We start from the raw sequence: 15,713 nt of genomic DNA, 5'->3' as shown, positions 1-15,713 counted from the left end.
AGCAGAATCGTTTAATGCTAAGATAAAGGCGTTCAGAAGTCAGTTCAGAGGTGTAGGAGATGTCAACTTTTTCTTATTTAGATTGACCAAATTATTTGCTTAGTCCACAGGTTTTGAAACTGATCCTTGGTTTTCCAAAAATGTTGGCCTTTGCAAAAGAGGGTGTTTACAAGTTTTTGGCAACAAAAAAAGGACTGATAATTACCAGTCCTTTTTATTAGGAGTGTTGCCCGACCAGGATTCGAACCTAGACAAACAGAACCAAAATCTGTCGTACTACCTTTATACTATCGGGCAATCTTTCAATGTTGTCGTAAGGACGTTTCCCTTTTGACGATGCAAATATACGTCGACTTTTCTATTTTGCAAATAATATAACGCTATTTTTTTTAGATATACTGATTTTCAATCACATATTTTTTGTGTCTAATCGTTCCCAAGGGAGATTCCGAGAAATATGGGCTAAAATTATCGGTTTATTTAGAAACTCTTTGTTTGAATGTAGCAAGGAATCCTTATTTTCGAAGCAGAATTTTTGAAAACCTTATCTTTTAGTATGAACTATACGAAAATAAATAATCTGTTGGGATGGGCCTGTGGTATTCTGGCGACCTTGGTTTATATCATGACGGCAGAGAAAACCACGAGCTGGTGGGATACGGGCGAGTTTATTGCTTCGGCCTACAAAATGCAGATTGTTCACCAGCCGGGCGCTCCTTTATTTCTGATGGTGCAAAACATCTTCTCCAACCTGGCGATGGGCGATAAAACGCAGATTGCTTATTGGATGAATATCGGTTCTGCCGTGAGTAGCGGGATGACGATTTTATTTTTATTCTGGACAATTACGGCCTTAGCACGGAAAGCCTACGTGAAATATTCGCGGACGGCTGAAGTTTCCGATGCGGCCTTAATCAATATTATGGGTGCCGGTGTGGTGGGTGCTTTGGCTTATGCCTTTTCAGATACGTTCTGGTTCTCCGCCGTTGAATCTGAGGTATATGCCATGTCTTCCCTTTGTACGGCCGTTGTTTTTTGGGCCATATTAAAATGGGAGGTACGGGCCGATGAGCCGGGTGCCGATCGTTGGTTATTGCTGATTGCCTATGTAATGGGATTATCCATTGGTGTTCACTTATTGAACTTATTGGTTATTCCGGCGATTGCCTTGGTGATCTATTTCCGTAGAAACGAGAAAACAACCTCTGCCGGAGCTATTAAAGCTTTATTAATCGGGGTTGTGGTGTTGGCATTCGTATTATGGGGAGTTATTCAATACCTGATTAAATTTGCCGCCTACTTTGATTTGTTCTTCGTGAACAGCCTAGGTTTAGGATTTGGAACGGGGGTAACCTTCTTTGCCTTATTGGTATTGGGTGGTTTGTGTTTCGGACTGTGGTATTCCTACAAGAAGGTGAAGCCTACCTTAAACATTGCGCTATTGGGTATTGCCTTTGTTATTTTCGGTTATAGTTCTTTTTCGATGATTCTGATTCGTGCTAAAGCGAATCCTACCTTGAATAACAGTGATCCGGACAATGCCTTTTCCTTTTTAAGTTACTTAAACCGGGAGCAATATGGTGATGAGCCTTTGATTAAAGGACGTTACTTTGATGCGAAGCCGACCGATATTTTTGAAACCGGCAATGTATACCGTAAAGACGGGGAGAAATATGTGGTTGCGAAGAAGAAATTCGATTATACGTTTGATCGTACAACCTTATTCCCACGTGTTTATTCCGATAAGCATGAGGGCTTTTATCGGGATTGGTTGAGCTTGGGGGAATCTGAACAACCGGGGATGGGGGATAACTTAAAGTTCTTCTTTACCTACCAGATTGGCCATATGTATGGTCGTTATTTCATGTGGAATTTCGTAGGTCGCCAGAATGATCAGCAAGGTCATGGCTCTTTCACGGAAGGAAACTGGATATCGGGTATTAAGCCCATTGATAATATACGCTTGGGTGGGCAAAATGTGTTGCCAACTAGCGAGAAAGAAAATGCAGCCCGCAACACCTACTTCTTCCTACCGTTAATTTTGGGTATACTAGGGGCCTTATGGCAGTTTAGAAAACAGGAAAAGGATGCAGCGGTTGTGGCGCTCTTGTTTTTCTTTACCGGCTTGGCCATTGTTCTATACCTGAACCAAACGCCATTGCAGCCGCGTGAGCGTGATTATGCCTATGCCGGATCGTTCTATGCCTTCTGTATCTGGATAGGTTTAGGGGCGATTTGGATTGCAGAGAAATTAAGTGGAAAAATAAATGCAAAAAATGCTGCCATCGGTGCCACCGCGGTTTCTGTTTTAGCAGGTCCTGTTTTATTGGCAGGCCAAAACTGGGATGACCATGACCGCTCGGCGAAATTCCTGGCGCGGGATATGGCCAAGAATTACCTAGAATCTTGTGCGCCGAATGCGATCTTATTCAGCTACGGCGATAACGATACGTATCCATTATGGTATGTGCAAGAGGTGGAAGGCTTCCGTACGGATGTGCGGGTGGTTAACTTAAGTTTGTTAAGTGCCGATTGGTATATGAAGCAAATGATGCATAAGGTAAATGATGCCGATGCTTTACCGATCAATATCGATCCGGAGAAAATTAAAGATGGTGTTCGTGATGTGATCTACTACAACGATTTCCAGATTCCGGAGCATATCGAAGTAAAAACCTTATTGGATATTATGTTATCCGATAATCAACAAAATAAAGTGCAGTTGCAAAGCGGCGATTGGGCCAACGTATTGCCGACTAAGAAAATGCAATATACGGTGGATAAAAATGCCGTAATTGCGAATAAAGTAGTGCCAAAAGAATGGGAAGATGCGATTGTAGATACCATGAAATGGAACTACAGCATGGGCATTGTTTCACGTGCTGAATTGTCGATCCTGGCGATATTAGCCAATAACAATTGGAAGCGCCCGATTTACTTTACAACGACTACACCCGATGAAAACATGATCGGCTTGAATAAGTACATGGTTTCTGAAGGTTTTGCGATGCGTTTGATGCCTGTGGCCTTGGCCGCAGATTCTACCGCCGATAATGCGCCTATTTCAGATGTGGAAGGTACTTACAACAATATCGTGAATAAATTCCAATGGGGTAATATTGGTAACTCTTCTTATTTAGATCCGGATTCTTACCGTTATATCAGTATGTACGTAGGTTCCCTATATGGAGAAACAGCACAGAACCTATTGATGATGGGCAAGAAAGAGGAAGTGAAGAAATTGGTGTTGAATGCCTACGAGAATATGCCGAAGCGTCCGTACCTGATGTCGGAAGTGTTTAGCTACGCCAGCCTGATCGATGCGATGTATAAAGTGGGGGAAACCCAGAAGGCCAATGAAGTTGCTGCGCGCAATTTGAAGTTCTTACGTGAGAACATGGCTTATTATACCGCTATTGCGGAAAGCAAGCCTAACCTGGAATACCGGAACATGCGCTTTGGGCTAGCCTCCATTCAGAACTACCAACGCGTTTTAACCGATGCCAAGCAGAAAGAATTGCTGGACGAGGTGAACAAAATTTTCGAAACCTATCGACCTTTATTCGAAGGGAATTAAATATTTGATAAAAAGCAGCTTAATCGATAAGCTGCTTTTTTTATGCATGACTTCTAGGGCTGTTGATTACGATTTTTCGAAAAAATGCCTTAAGTTTGCCTAAATAAATCCATACATGAAACAATCGATATTATTAGATGGACCCAAGTTTCAGATCACGCTTAAGCGATTGTCTCAGCAATTAATTGAAAATCATGGCGATTTCAGCAATGCAGTGATCATCGGCATCCAGCCGCGGGGAACTTACCTAGCGAAACGTTTGGTGCAGGAGATTCAAGAGATGAGCGGTGTGGAAGTGCCGATTGGTATTCTTGATATTACCTTCTACCGTGACGATTTCCGCATGAAAGGACACTCGCCACTGCTTGCCAACAGCACCCTGATTGATTTTATTATAGACGACAAGGACGTCATCTTCGTGGATGATGTACTTTGGACCGGTAGAACCATTCGTTCGGCCATGGATGCTATTCAGGCATTCGGTCGTGCCAAGCGCATCGAATTGATGGTTTTAGTCGATCGTCGTTTCTCTAGACAGATTCCTATCCAACCCGATTATATTGGTATTCAGGTCGATTCCATCGACTCGCAAAAAGTTATTGTGAGCTGGAAGGAAGTCGATGATGACGACAGCATCGTATTGATCACCGAAAAAAAATAGTGGTTTTTTATTATTAAAAAATGTCAGCAACCGAACAACTTAGTACCCGCCATCTCTTAGGTATAAAGGATTTAAATAGCAACGATATCCAATTAATCTTGGATACCGCCGCAAACTTTAAAGACGTCTTAAACCGTCCTATCAAAAAGGTGCCATCCTTACGTGATATCACCATTGCCAATGTGTTTTTCGAAAACTCCACCCGGACCCGCTTATCGTTCGAACTTGCTGAAAAGCGCTTGTCGGCCGATATTATCAATTTTTCGGCTTCTTCTTCTTCGGTAAGTAAAGGGGAAACCTTGATTGATACGGTGAACAATATTTTGGCCATGAAAGTGGATATGATTGTGATGCGCCATCCATATGCTGGTGCCGGTGTGTTTTTGAGTAAGCATGTAGATGCGCAGATCGTTAATGCAGGCGATGGAGCACATGAGCACCCTACGCAGGCTTTACTGGATTCATTCTCGATCCGCGAGCGTTTAGGAGAAGTAGCCGGGAAGAAAGTCGCCATTATCGGCGATATCTTACACTCCCGTGTGGCCTTATCGAACATTTTATGTTTACAAAAACAAGGGGCTGAAGTGATGGTCTGCGGGCCGACCACTTTAATACCAAAATATATTACCTCCCTAGGGGTGAAGGTAGAGCATGATTTGCGGAAAGCCTTAAACTGGTGCGATGTGGCGAATATGCTGCGCATTCAGTTAGAGCGTCAAGATATCGCTTATTTCCCATCGCTGCGTGAATATTCCATGCTTTATGGATTAAATAAAGAGATTTTAGATTCCTTAGATAAAGAAATCGTTATTATGCACCCCGGCCCAATCAATAGAGGGGTGGAGATTACCTCGGATGTTGCCGATAGTTCACATTCCATTATTTTGGATCAGGTGGAAAATGGGGTGGCCGTACGGATGGCCGTCTTATATTTACTCGCAGGACAACGGGGGAATTAATGAAAAAATAACAGAAAAAATAAAGGGCCGAGGGAATAAACTTGGCCCTTTCTGCGTTCTTGCAGGAGCCTTCCTTACCCAGCGGGAAGCAGCTGAGCTCGAGGATATTTAAGGGGATGTTAAATATCGTTAAAAAGGCTTGGTTATTAACAGGTGTTAACAACTTTTGAGGAAAACTTACAACTTATCTTTTATTTTCGTAAGTTGAAGATGTTGTATCACTAACTGAGCAGTTTGGTACCATTTTTTATAATTGGAAAGCAATCACAAAAAGGAGTATTCAATCGTATGTATAAAAAAATTTACCAGGTAGGTGTGGCTTTGAGCTTATTGAGTACACCGGCATTGGCGCAGCATTCTGCGTGGCAGGAGGTAAACAAAGCTTATAAAGAAGGCTTAGAATTATTTGAACGCGGCAAGTACAGTTCTGCTTCGCAGCAGTTTGATAAAGTGGAGGAAATCAGAACCAAATCTACGCTGCAATTAGACGAGACGGATGAATTAACCTTATTGAAGGAGAACGTACGGTTCTTCCAAGCGGTTTGTGCGTTAGAATTGGGCGAATCTGATGCAGAAAATAGGTTTTTAAAATATATCCGTGATTATCCGGCAAGTGCCAACTCCAAGGCTGCTTATTTTCAAATAGGTAAATCGTATTACGCAAAGAAAGATTACAACAAAGCCATTGAATGGTTTGAGAAAATCGATAGCAAAAACTTAGCGGGAGCAGAGAATACCGAATACCGTTTTAAATTGGCTTATGCTAAATTTATGACCGGCGATTATGGCGCTGCAAAACCTGTATTCACCGATCTGAAAGATAAATCGGGCCAATACCAAGAGGCTTCCATTTATTACTATGCATACCTAAGCTATTTAGATCAGGAATATAAAACTGCATTGAACGAATTTGAGCGCTTGGAAGGTTCTAAAACCTACGAGAACTCTTACCCTTATTACATCACGGCCTTGTATTTCTTAGACAAGCGTTATGATGATGTTTTGGCTTATGCCTTACCAAAATTGCAAAGCACCAAACAAGAGAGTGAAACGGAGATGTTTCGTATTGTGGCGGCGACCTATTTTATTAAAGGTGATTTAGCAAAATCGAAAGAATACTACGATAAGTTCCAGGCGCAAGACCAAGGGAAAACACAGAATAATCAGGATAGTTACCAAATTGGTTATATCAACTATAAATTAGGAAACTACGATAAAGCAATTCAGGAATTGGAGAAATTGGAAGAACCGGATGCGTACTTCCAAAGTGCCATGATTACCCTGGGTGATTCCTTCTTGAAAACAGGAAATAAGCAGAGCGCTAGAAATGCATTCTTCCGGGCGTCGAAGTTAGACTTCGATCCACAATTGAAGGAAGAGGGTTTATTCAACTACGCGAAGTTATCTTACGACCTGGAGTTCCACCAAGTGGCCCTGGATGCGGTTCAGGAATATATTAAAACCTATCCGAAGTCGCGTCGTAACGAGGAAGCCAAAACCTTGTTGGCCGAGGTGCTTTTGAGTACTAAAAACTACCGTGCGGCAGTTGATGTGCTGGAAGACCTAGACAGAAGAAGTAAGGAAGCGAATGCGGCTTATCAGAAAGTAACGTACTACCGTGGTTTAGAATACTACAACGAGCGTGCATTCGAGAATGCCATCTCGATGTTTATGCGTTCCGAAGCGAACCGCTACGACGAGGAGATTTATGCCTTAGCGACGTATTGGAAAGCGGAAGCCATGTATGAAGTGCGTAAGTATAAGGAAGCTGTTTCCAACTTTAACCGCTTCTTGCAATTGCCGGCAGCCCGTAAAACGGATGTTTACAATTATGCAAACTATGCTTTAGCCTATGCGGCCTTCCGTGCCGATAATTACAGCACGGCAGCAAATTACTTCGAGCGTTTCTTATCGGGTGGTGGTAAAGATGGCATCGACCTGAATACGCGGAACGATGCGATGGCCCGTGCCGCCGATTCGTACTTGGCCATTAAGAACTACAGCAAAGCGGCCAATTACTACGATCGTTTAATTGCTTCCGGTGCGCAGAGTCAGGATTATGCTTTATTCCAAAAAGGTATCCTTTTAGGATTACAGGGTAATAACCAAGCGAAGATTGAGACCTTAAATTCGGTGATGGCGAAATATCCTAAATCGAACTATGCGGATGATGTTGCTTTCGAGGTGCCTTATACCTACTTCTTGATGGGGCAGCATGACCTAGCGATTACAGGTCTGCAGAAAATGGTAGAGCAGTATCCAAGAAGCTCCTATGTGCCTAGAGCCTTAACCACCATTGGTTTAGTGCAATATAACAAAGATGATAATGACGCCGCTTTAGCGACCTTCCAACGCGTGGTAAACCAATACCCGACTACGGATGAAGCTAAACAAGCCTTAGCATCGATTGAGAATATTTACTTAGACAGAGGTGATGCTTCAGGATATATCCGTTATGCAACAAGCACGAATATCGGTGACTTAAGTACAGCAGAACAAGATGCACATGCCTTCTCTGTGGCGCGCACCTTATTTGATCGTGGAAATCACCAAGCTACTGTGGAAGCAGTAAATGCCTACTTCGATAAATTCCCGAAACCTATTCAGGAGAAACACGCACGTTATTTACGGGCGGAGAGTAATGCTGCTTTAGGGAAGGATAAAGAAGCGATGCACGACTTCAACATCATTATGAACGATTGGACCTCGGCTTATACCGAGCGTACCTTGATTTCTGTGGCGAAGCTTCATTTGCGTAATAAAGCGTATAACGAAGCGGTGCAGGTATTGAAGAAATTAGAACTGACGTCAGAATATAAAGAAAACTACGGCTGGGCAGTAAATAATCTATTGGTGAGCTATTTCAATATTGGCGATTATACCGAAACATTGACCTATGCGAATATCATCAAGAAGTACGAGAAAGCTTCTGAAGAGGATATTGCTAGAGCGCACTTGTATGCGGCGAAAGCTTACTTGGCGACCAGCAGAGGTTCGGAAGGCATGAAAGAGCTGAACTTAGCAGCCTTGAAGTCTAAAACAGAAACCGGGGCAGAGGCTCGTTACTTGGTTGCTGAGCAGCAGGTGAAAAATAAAAACTATGATGGGGCGATTAAATCGGCCTTAGATATTTCTGATTCCTTCTCGTCCTACGATTATTGGGTGGCCAAAGGGTTTATCCTGATGGCACAAGCCTACATCGGTAAGAACGATAAGTTCCAAGCGAAATCGACCTTGGAAAGTATTATCGACAACTACGAAAATCAAACCGATGGGGTATTGGATGAGGCGAAAACACTTTTAGAAAAAATTAAATAAGAATAGGAAAAGATGAAGTTGAATACTATCATAAAACAAACTGGACTATTAACTATCTTATTGGCTATGGGTTCACAAGCGTATGCGCAACGTGACACTACCAATCGTCCGGTCACTTTAGATTCTTTTGATATTGTGCGTGACTACCGACCTATTCTTGCTGATGCGGTTAAAATCCGTCGGAGCCCCGACATGTCAAACAAACGTGAATATATGCCCAAGTTGAACTATGGCAATGTTCCGGATAAAAAATTAGATATCAATACCGGATTGAAGGAGTTGAAAATTATGGAAACTCCCTTCTCCAAGATTATTGATCATAATAGCAATTACGTGAAATTAGGCGTCGGTAACTTGGGAACTATCCTAGGGGAAGCTTATTTTGCGGTGGAAGATTACGAGGATATCCGCGTTGGTGGTTTTGTGAAACACTTGAACCAAAAGGGTAGCCTGGATGATCAGAAATTCTCCAGACAAGAAGTTGGGGTGTTTGGTCGTCGTATTTTCCCGATGTTTACAGTGAATGGCTTAATCGGGTATAATGGCTACGGAACGCGCTTCTACGGTATTCCGGTGGATCAGAATAATACCACGTTAAACCCAACGCGCGAAGCGCAACGCTTTAACGATATTTACTTCTCGGGAGAACTGACCAGTAATTACGATCCGCAAAACGATGATGCCTTAAGCTATTCCTTAAAAGCGGATGCTTATACCTATAAGGATAAGTTTGATGCAAAGGAAAATTCTTTTGCTCTAGCGGGTTATCTGAACAAACGCCTTCGTGCTTTTAACATCGGTGCGAATGTGGCTTTAGACTTTAACAGCCTAGGAGGTGTAAATACAGCGGATGGCAATATGAACAACTCGATTGTGAATGCCAACCCGTATATCAAGTTCAAAGGCGATAACTATAACATTACCTTAGGGGCGAATATTGCATCTGAATTTGGCGATAGCAGCCGTTTTAATATCTTCCCGGTTGCAGAGATCGACTTTTCCTTAGTACCGGGCTACTTCTACATCTTTGGAGGGGTAAAAGGTGGCGTAGAGAAGGGTTCCTTCCGCAGCTTCACCCGTTTGAACCCGTACTTGGGGCCGAACATGAATATTCAGAATACCATTGAGCGTATGAATATTTACGGAGGTATTAAAGGAAATGCCGGCGCAACCTTTGGATATAAGGTAAAAGCATTCTACAGACAAGTGGAAGGATTGGCGATGTTTGTGAACAACAGAGAAACGCCATTCAACTTTGATATGATTTACGATGGCGATGGCGACAAAGCCTTGAAACATGTAGGTATCGAAGGAGAGATTAATGTGCGCCTATCGGCATTGGTAAATCTAGGTGGTCGTTTGAATATCGATCAATACACCATGGCTCAGCAAGATGAGGCTTGGCATTTACCGAAAATGCGCTTAGCAGCAAATGCACGTTTCAATATTTCGGAGAAATTGTATATCGATGCGGAAGCCTTGTTCCATGGGAATGCCATAGCACGTGAATACACCTATACAGATCCTAGCACGCCGTCTGACGATTGGAAAAAATCAACAATTCCTTCGTTCTTTGATCTAAGTGCGGGTGCCGAGTACAAAGCTACCAAGCAATTGGGTATCTTTGTGAAAGCGAACAACATGTTCAATACCGAATATCAACGCTATTTGTATTATCCGAAATTAGGATTTAATATTTTAGGTGGTTTAAATTTTTCGTTTTAAGCCTACAAACTTTAACTTTGCACGATTACAGCAATAAATGGATTTAGGGAAGTATATTCATCAACTATTAAAACACAGAAACGAAGTCTTTGTGAAAGGCTTGGGTACCTTTAAACGTATCCACACCTCCTCGGTATTTGATGAGCGGAAATCTGTTTATTTACCACCGGTTACCTATTTGGAGTTTGATGCCAAATCGGCCAATGGGGTAGACTTTATCGACTACGTGCAGCAGTCCTTCCAATTGGGTCGCCAAGAGGCGGAAGCCCTGGTGGAAGAACAGGTGATTAAGTTGATGGAGGACATTAAGGATCATGGCCTGGGCCAGCTGAACCATTTGGGGCAGTTTATTAAGCATGGTCAGTCTTTGGTGTTCAAAGCAGAGGATTTGTCGGGGTTTCAATTACAACCCGTAGAAGGGGATAAAGTGCCTGAACCGGAGCCTGAACTGTTGCCAAGCACAGAACCAGCGGCTGAAGTGGAAGTGCCGGAAGAAGAACCGGTAATTGCCGACTCGGAGGCTGAAGAAGTGCAAGTGGAGGAGCCTGTTTTGCAGGAAGCTGCAGAGCCTGTCGAGCTTATCGAGGAGCCCGTACGATCTTCAAGCAATACGGTTTGGTATGTGATTGCCGTTTTGGTGGCTATGGGGATTATAGGCGGTTTGTTCTATGTGAACCAAAACAAAGAAACAGCAGCTGTGCCTTCAACGGATAGCTTAGCGCAGGAGCAACCAACTGTTTTACCGGTTGATGCGGCGGCTACTTTGCCGACGGACAGCTTGACAAATAGCTTGGATAGCTTGGCCCAAGATACGCTGGCACACGTTGTGGAGGAGAAAAAACCGTTGATTCCAGCAAATCATCATTGGCAGATCGTCATTGGTTCGCATCGAACCTTGGCACAAGCCTATGAACAAGCGGAGTCTTTTAATAAAGCCGGGATAACCTCGGTGCGCGTGGTCCCAAGTAAATTAGCGCATAACCTGAAGAAGGTAATTTGGGATTCCTATGAAACAAAAGAGCAAGTAGACTCGGCACTGCGATATGTGCAAAAACATTATATGGCAGATGCGTGGCCAGATAAGATTAACAAGTAAATCAATCAAAACAGCATACATATTATTTTAATTATGTCATTAGTACAGAACCCTATTACCGTTGATACCCTGAATCAAGTTCAACAACAAACTGTAGCGTTAGCTACGCAGGAGGATTTAAACCTGATCCAACTTTTAATGAAAGGTGGATGGATTATGGTGCCTATCCTATTATTGTTTTTCCTTGGATTGGTGATTTTTGTGGAGCGTTACATCACGATTCGCAAAGCTGCAAAATCTGAAGGCGGCTTGCTTGCGCAAGTGAAAAGCAATGTCTTATCGGGCAAATTGGATTCCGCTATTGCGGTATGTCGTTCCAGCAACTCGGCGTTATCACGCATGTTGCAGAAAGGCTTAACCCGTATCGGTCGTCCAATTAAAGACATTGAAGGTGCTATCGAAAACCAAGGTAAATTGGAGGTTTCTCGTTTAGAGAAGAATATCAATATTTTGGGTATTATCGCCGGTATTGCGCCGATGCTTGGTTTCGTAGGAACCATCTTTGGGGTAATCCAGATCTTCCGTGAGGTAGAGATGGCCGGAGGTATTGATATCGGTTCTGTATCAGGAGGTCTTTATGTAAAAATGATTACTTCTGCATCGGGTCTTACCGTGGGTATCTTGGCCTACATTGGCTACCACATCTTAAACATGATGGTAGAGCGCTTAATCTTACGTATCGAGACCGATGCGATCGAGTTCATCGATCTATTGGATGAGCCAAGTATGTAATCCAATTGGAAAACCCTTGAAACACAAAAAATGAATTTACGCAATAGAAGAAATAGACCTGCAGCTGAAGTGCACACCGCGGCATTGAACGACATCATGTTCTTCCTGATGTTATTCTTCCTGTTGGCTTCTGCTGTTTCTAACCCGCAGGTGGTGAAGTTGCTCTTGCCGAAGTCAAGTGCTGGCGAGCAGTCTGTGGCGAAGAAAACGATGACGATTTCCATTACGCCAGATCTTGTTTACCATGTGGATAAACAAGCAGTGCCATTGGAATCGTTAGAATCGTATATCCAATCGAACATGGCCACAGGCGAGGAGCTGACGATTATGCTTTATGCAGATAGCACCGTGCCTATTCAGCACGTGATATCGGTAATGGATGTTGCCAATAGATTAAAAGTGAAGATGGTTTTGGCAACAGAACCTAAAAAGGACTAAAATAAATTCCTGATATTAAACGTTTTGTTGATATCAGGGTCGAACAAGGACAGCCTCAAGGATATGTATTATAATCAATATCAAGAAGAAAACAATCTGCCTAAAGCCTTAGGGATCTCCTCCATTATCATGGGGATGATTTTAGCTATTGGCTTTTTTATTGTTTTTACGCAGGACATTCCAGAATATGGGATGGGGGGCATTATTGTAAATTATGGAACTTCCCCAGAAGGGATGGGCGATGATTACATGAGTGTCGATGAGCCATCCATGGATGAAAATGCCAATAATGTTCGCCCGGATAAAATCGATCCGACTTCAACACCTATTCCGACCCCTTCGCAGCAAGTTGCTGATAAGGCGGTGGCCACCCAAGATGTGGAGGATGCACCGGTGGTGAATAAGGCCGAAAAACCAGTGAAGGCGAATGCCGAACAATCAACAGTAGAGAAAAAGAATGCCGCACCTGCGGTAAATCCGAACGCCCTGTATAAAGGGAAAAAGAATAATGCCCAAGGGGTAGGCGATGGTACCGGATCTACACCGGGGAACCAGGGTTCTAACCTGGGTGATCCTTTGGCCAGCAATTATGGTGAAGGGGGATCAGGTTTCGGGAATATGATGCTTTCCTTGGAGAACAGACGTTTTACCGTGCCACCAAAAATCGAAGACAACGGACAACAAACCGGCGTGGTGAAGATTGAATTTACGGTAGATAATCAAGGGAATATCCTGCGGGCGCGTCAAGCCAAAGGGACAACGATTGCCGATTATCGCTTGATACAGAAATGTATCAATGCCGTACAACAAGCCCGTTTAAATGCGCTTCCAAATGCGCCTAATTCGCAAACCGGATTGCTTACCTTCCGATTCAGAGTTCGTTAATCAGTTCCGATATGAAAACATTTGCAGAGGTAATCGAGTATTTATATGCTCGATTACCCATGTTTACCCGTGATGGCGCAACAGCCATTAATCCGGATGTGGATAAAACCTTGGTTTTATGTGAAGCCTTGGGAAATCCGCAGCAGCAGTTTAAATCCATCCATATAGCCGGCACCAACGGCAAAGGCTCAAGCTCGCATATGCTGGCCTCTGTATTGGCCGCCTCCGGACTAAAAACCGGATTATACACTTCCCCACATTTAGTAGACTTTAGAGAACGGATTCGCATTGATGGCGAGATGATTCCGCAGCAAGAGGTGGTCGACTTTGTACAGTCGCACCTGGATTTGATTGAAGAGGTGAAACCTTCCTTCTTTGAAGTGACCGTGGCCTTGGCGTTTCAGTATTTCGCCAAAGCGCAGGTAGATATTGCGGTGATAGAAGTAGGATTGGGCGGGCGATTAGACAGCACAAATATCATTCAACCGGAGATCAGTTTGATTACCAATATCGGTATGGACCATATGAATATCCTGGGTGATACTCTAGCTGAAATTGCGGCTGAAAAGGCTGGAATTATTAAGCCGCAAACGCCTGTGGTGATTTCGGAACGCCAAGAAGAAATTGAATCGGTATTTAAGGCCAAAGCAGCATCGGAAGGCGCGCCTTTGGTTTTTGCTAGCGATCGCTATCGTTTAGTAGATTGGACGCGTCAGACGGACGGATTACAGGTTGTATTGGAAGATAAGGAGACGTCTGTTCAGAAATCTTGGCTCCTGGATCTTGCCGGCAGCTATCAACAAAAGAATATTATAGGCGTGATGTGTGTGTTGGATGCGTTGAAAGCAAAAGGCTACGCCCTCAACGATGAACAGATTGCCTATGGTTTGAGCCATGTGCAAGAAGCAACGGGTCTGCGTGGCCGTTGGCAAACCTTAAGTACAGATCCGTGGATTATCTGTGATACAGGACATAATGAGGATGGTATTCGCGAAGTGTTGAACAACCTGGCGAGTCTAAGCTATAGTAAACTACATATTATTTTCGGTGCGATGCGCGATAAGGACCTGTCGCATATCTTGCCGCAGTTGCCTAAGGATGCGCAGTATTACTTTGCGGCACCCGATATGCCGCGTGCCATGCCTGTGGATCAGCTGCAAGCCATGGCTTTAACATTTGATCTGCATGGCCAAGGATATGCCAGTATATCAGAGGCTTTTCTTGCTGCCAAAGCAGCCGTTAAGGAAGGGGAATTACTCTTTATTGGTGGAAGTACCTTTGTTGTCGCCGATGTGCTAACTAATCATTTTTAGTTAGCTCACCGCGAATGCTTTGTTGTACCCAGTAGGCTACTTCTTCCTGACTATCCAGTTCACCTTGCAGGTACATTAATTTGGTTACGGCCGTTTCAAAGGTCATATCATAGCCATTGAGAATACCGATGGCTTGTAATCCCTGCGAGGTTTCATAACGGCCCAACTCAACCGAACCTACCTTACACTGGGAGATATCTAGAATATTCTTTCCGTTTTCTACCGCTTTCTTAAGTAAGTCTAAGAACCATTCGTCGGTCATGGTATTTCCAGAGCCGAAGGTCTCCATGACAATACTACGGACATCGGAATTTAATACCGCTTCAATGGTGGCTATGCTGATTCCTGGGAATAGTTTGAGCACGCCTACGCGGTTATCGATATTGTGGTGGCTAATAAATTCCTTACCTGTATTGTTTTGCAATACTTCTTCGTTATAGCGAATGTGGATTCCTGCTTCGGCCAATACTGGGAAGTTTGGGGAGCGGAAGGCCTCAAACTTATCTGAATTGTATTTAAAGGAGCGGTTCCCACGGAATAGCTTGTTATCAAATAAGATACAGACTTCCTGTATAATAGAACGATCGTCTTTTTTCGCTGAGGCTATTTCCAGGGCGGTCATCAGGTTTTCACGGGCATCCGTACGGATTTCACCAATCGGTAATTGCGATCCGGATAGGATAACCGGTTTCTGTAGGCCTTCCAAAAGGAAGCTCAACATAGAGGCTGAGAAGGCCATGGTATCAGAGCCGTGCAAGATGACAAATCCATCATACAGCTCGTAATTATCTTTAATCAATTGGGCCATCTCCAGCCAGATGCTTGGACGCATATTGGAAGAGTCGATAATAGGATCGAAGGAATGGACCGTCAATTTATAGTTTAAACGACTTAAATCGGGAAGATTCTTCGCAATCAACGCAAAGTCGAAAGGGATAAATGTACCTGATTCAGGATCTTTAACCATGCCTATGGTTCCGCCCGTATAAATAATAAAGATATTATGCAT

11 protein-coding genes and 1 tRNA gene are annotated in these 15,713 nt (G+C 43.5%); 10 read left to right on the top strand and 2 right to left on the bottom strand.

All coding sequences use genetic code 11. From position 1 onward, the window contains the following. Nucleotides 1–226 precede the first annotated feature (226 nt). Nucleotides 227–297 (bottom strand) — tRNA-Gln (locus tag GQF63_RS18850). Nucleotides 298–556: 259 nt separating this feature from the next. On the opposite strand from GQF63_RS18850, the gene GQF63_RS18845 reads away from it, so the two are divergent. The 10 genes from GQF63_RS18845 (at nucleotide 557) to GQF63_RS18800 (ending at nucleotide 14,704) form a co-directional block, all read left to right on the top strand. After that, on the top strand, nucleotides 557–3,577 hold the full coding sequence (locus GQF63_RS18845; RefSeq protein ID WP_160370808.1) for a glycosyltransferase family 117 protein: 3,021 nt from the start codon (nucleotides 557–559) through the stop codon (nucleotides 3,575–3,577). 115 nt (nucleotides 3,578–3,692) lie between these two features. Beyond that, on the top strand, nucleotides 3,693–4,238 hold the full coding sequence (gene pyrR / locus GQF63_RS18840; RefSeq protein WP_160370807.1) for a bifunctional pyr operon transcriptional regulator/uracil phosphoribosyltransferase PyrR: 546 nt from the start codon (nucleotides 3,693–3,695) through the stop codon (nucleotides 4,236–4,238). A gap of 20 nt (nucleotides 4,239–4,258) precedes the next feature. After that, nucleotides 4,259–5,197, top strand: a complete 939-nt coding sequence (locus GQF63_RS18835; protein ID WP_160370806.1) for an aspartate carbamoyltransferase catalytic subunit — start codon at nucleotides 4,259–4,261, stop codon at nucleotides 5,195–5,197. Nucleotides 5,198–5,485: 288 nt separating this feature from the next. After that, nucleotides 5,486–8,515: a tetratricopeptide repeat protein gene (locus GQF63_RS18830; protein WP_160370805.1), complete on the top strand. Its 3,030-nt coding sequence runs from the start codon at nucleotides 5,486–5,488 to the stop codon at nucleotides 8,513–8,515. A 12-nt stretch (nucleotides 8,516–8,527) separates the two neighbouring features. After that, the gene (locus GQF63_RS18825) at nucleotides 8,528–10,240 is read left to right on the top strand and encodes a TonB-dependent receptor (RefSeq protein WP_160370804.1); all 1,713 of its coding nucleotides are present in this window, start codon (nucleotides 8,528–8,530) and stop codon (nucleotides 10,238–10,240) included. A gap of 37 nt (nucleotides 10,241–10,277) precedes the next feature. Next, nucleotides 10,278–11,336 carry an HU domain-containing protein gene (locus tag GQF63_RS18820; RefSeq protein WP_160370803.1) on the top strand — a complete coding sequence of 353 codons (1,059 nt, stop codon included), beginning with the start codon at nucleotides 10,278–10,280 and terminating at the stop codon, nucleotides 11,334–11,336. A gap of 33 nt (nucleotides 11,337–11,369) precedes the next feature. Next, a complete protein-coding gene (locus GQF63_RS18815) occupies nucleotides 11,370–12,068 on the top strand; it encodes a MotA/TolQ/ExbB proton channel family protein (protein ID WP_160370802.1) in 699 nt (232 codons plus the stop codon). A gap of 30 nt (nucleotides 12,069–12,098) precedes the next feature. After that, nucleotides 12,099–12,506: an ExbD/TolR family protein gene (locus GQF63_RS18810; protein ID WP_160370801.1), complete on the top strand. Its 408-nt coding sequence runs from the start codon at nucleotides 12,099–12,101 to the stop codon at nucleotides 12,504–12,506. A 63-nt stretch (nucleotides 12,507–12,569) separates the two neighbouring features. Continuing rightward, the gene (locus GQF63_RS18805; protein ID WP_160370800.1) at nucleotides 12,570–13,391 is read left to right on the top strand and encodes an energy transducer TonB family protein; all 822 of its coding nucleotides are present in this window, start codon (nucleotides 12,570–12,572) and stop codon (nucleotides 13,389–13,391) included. An 11-nt stretch (nucleotides 13,392–13,402) separates the two neighbouring features. Then, nucleotides 13,403–14,704: a bifunctional folylpolyglutamate synthase/dihydrofolate synthase gene (locus tag GQF63_RS18800; protein ID WP_160370799.1), complete on the top strand. Its 1,302-nt coding sequence runs from the start codon at nucleotides 13,403–13,405 to the stop codon at nucleotides 14,702–14,704. Here GQF63_RS18800 and GQF63_RS18795 read toward each other — a convergent pair. After that, nucleotides 14,691–15,713 (bottom strand): asparaginase, encoded by a 1,023-nt coding sequence (locus GQF63_RS18795; protein ID WP_160370798.1) that lies wholly within the window; start codon nucleotides 15,711–15,713, stop codon nucleotides 14,691–14,693. The genes GQF63_RS18800 and GQF63_RS18795 overlap by 14 nt on opposite strands.

This window comes from Sphingobacterium humi (assembly GCF_009768885.1).
Classification (GTDB): Bacteria; Bacteroidota; Bacteroidia; order Sphingobacteriales; family Sphingobacteriaceae; genus Sphingobacterium; species Sphingobacterium humi.
This window is presented reverse-complemented; position numbering and strand designations above follow the sequence as displayed.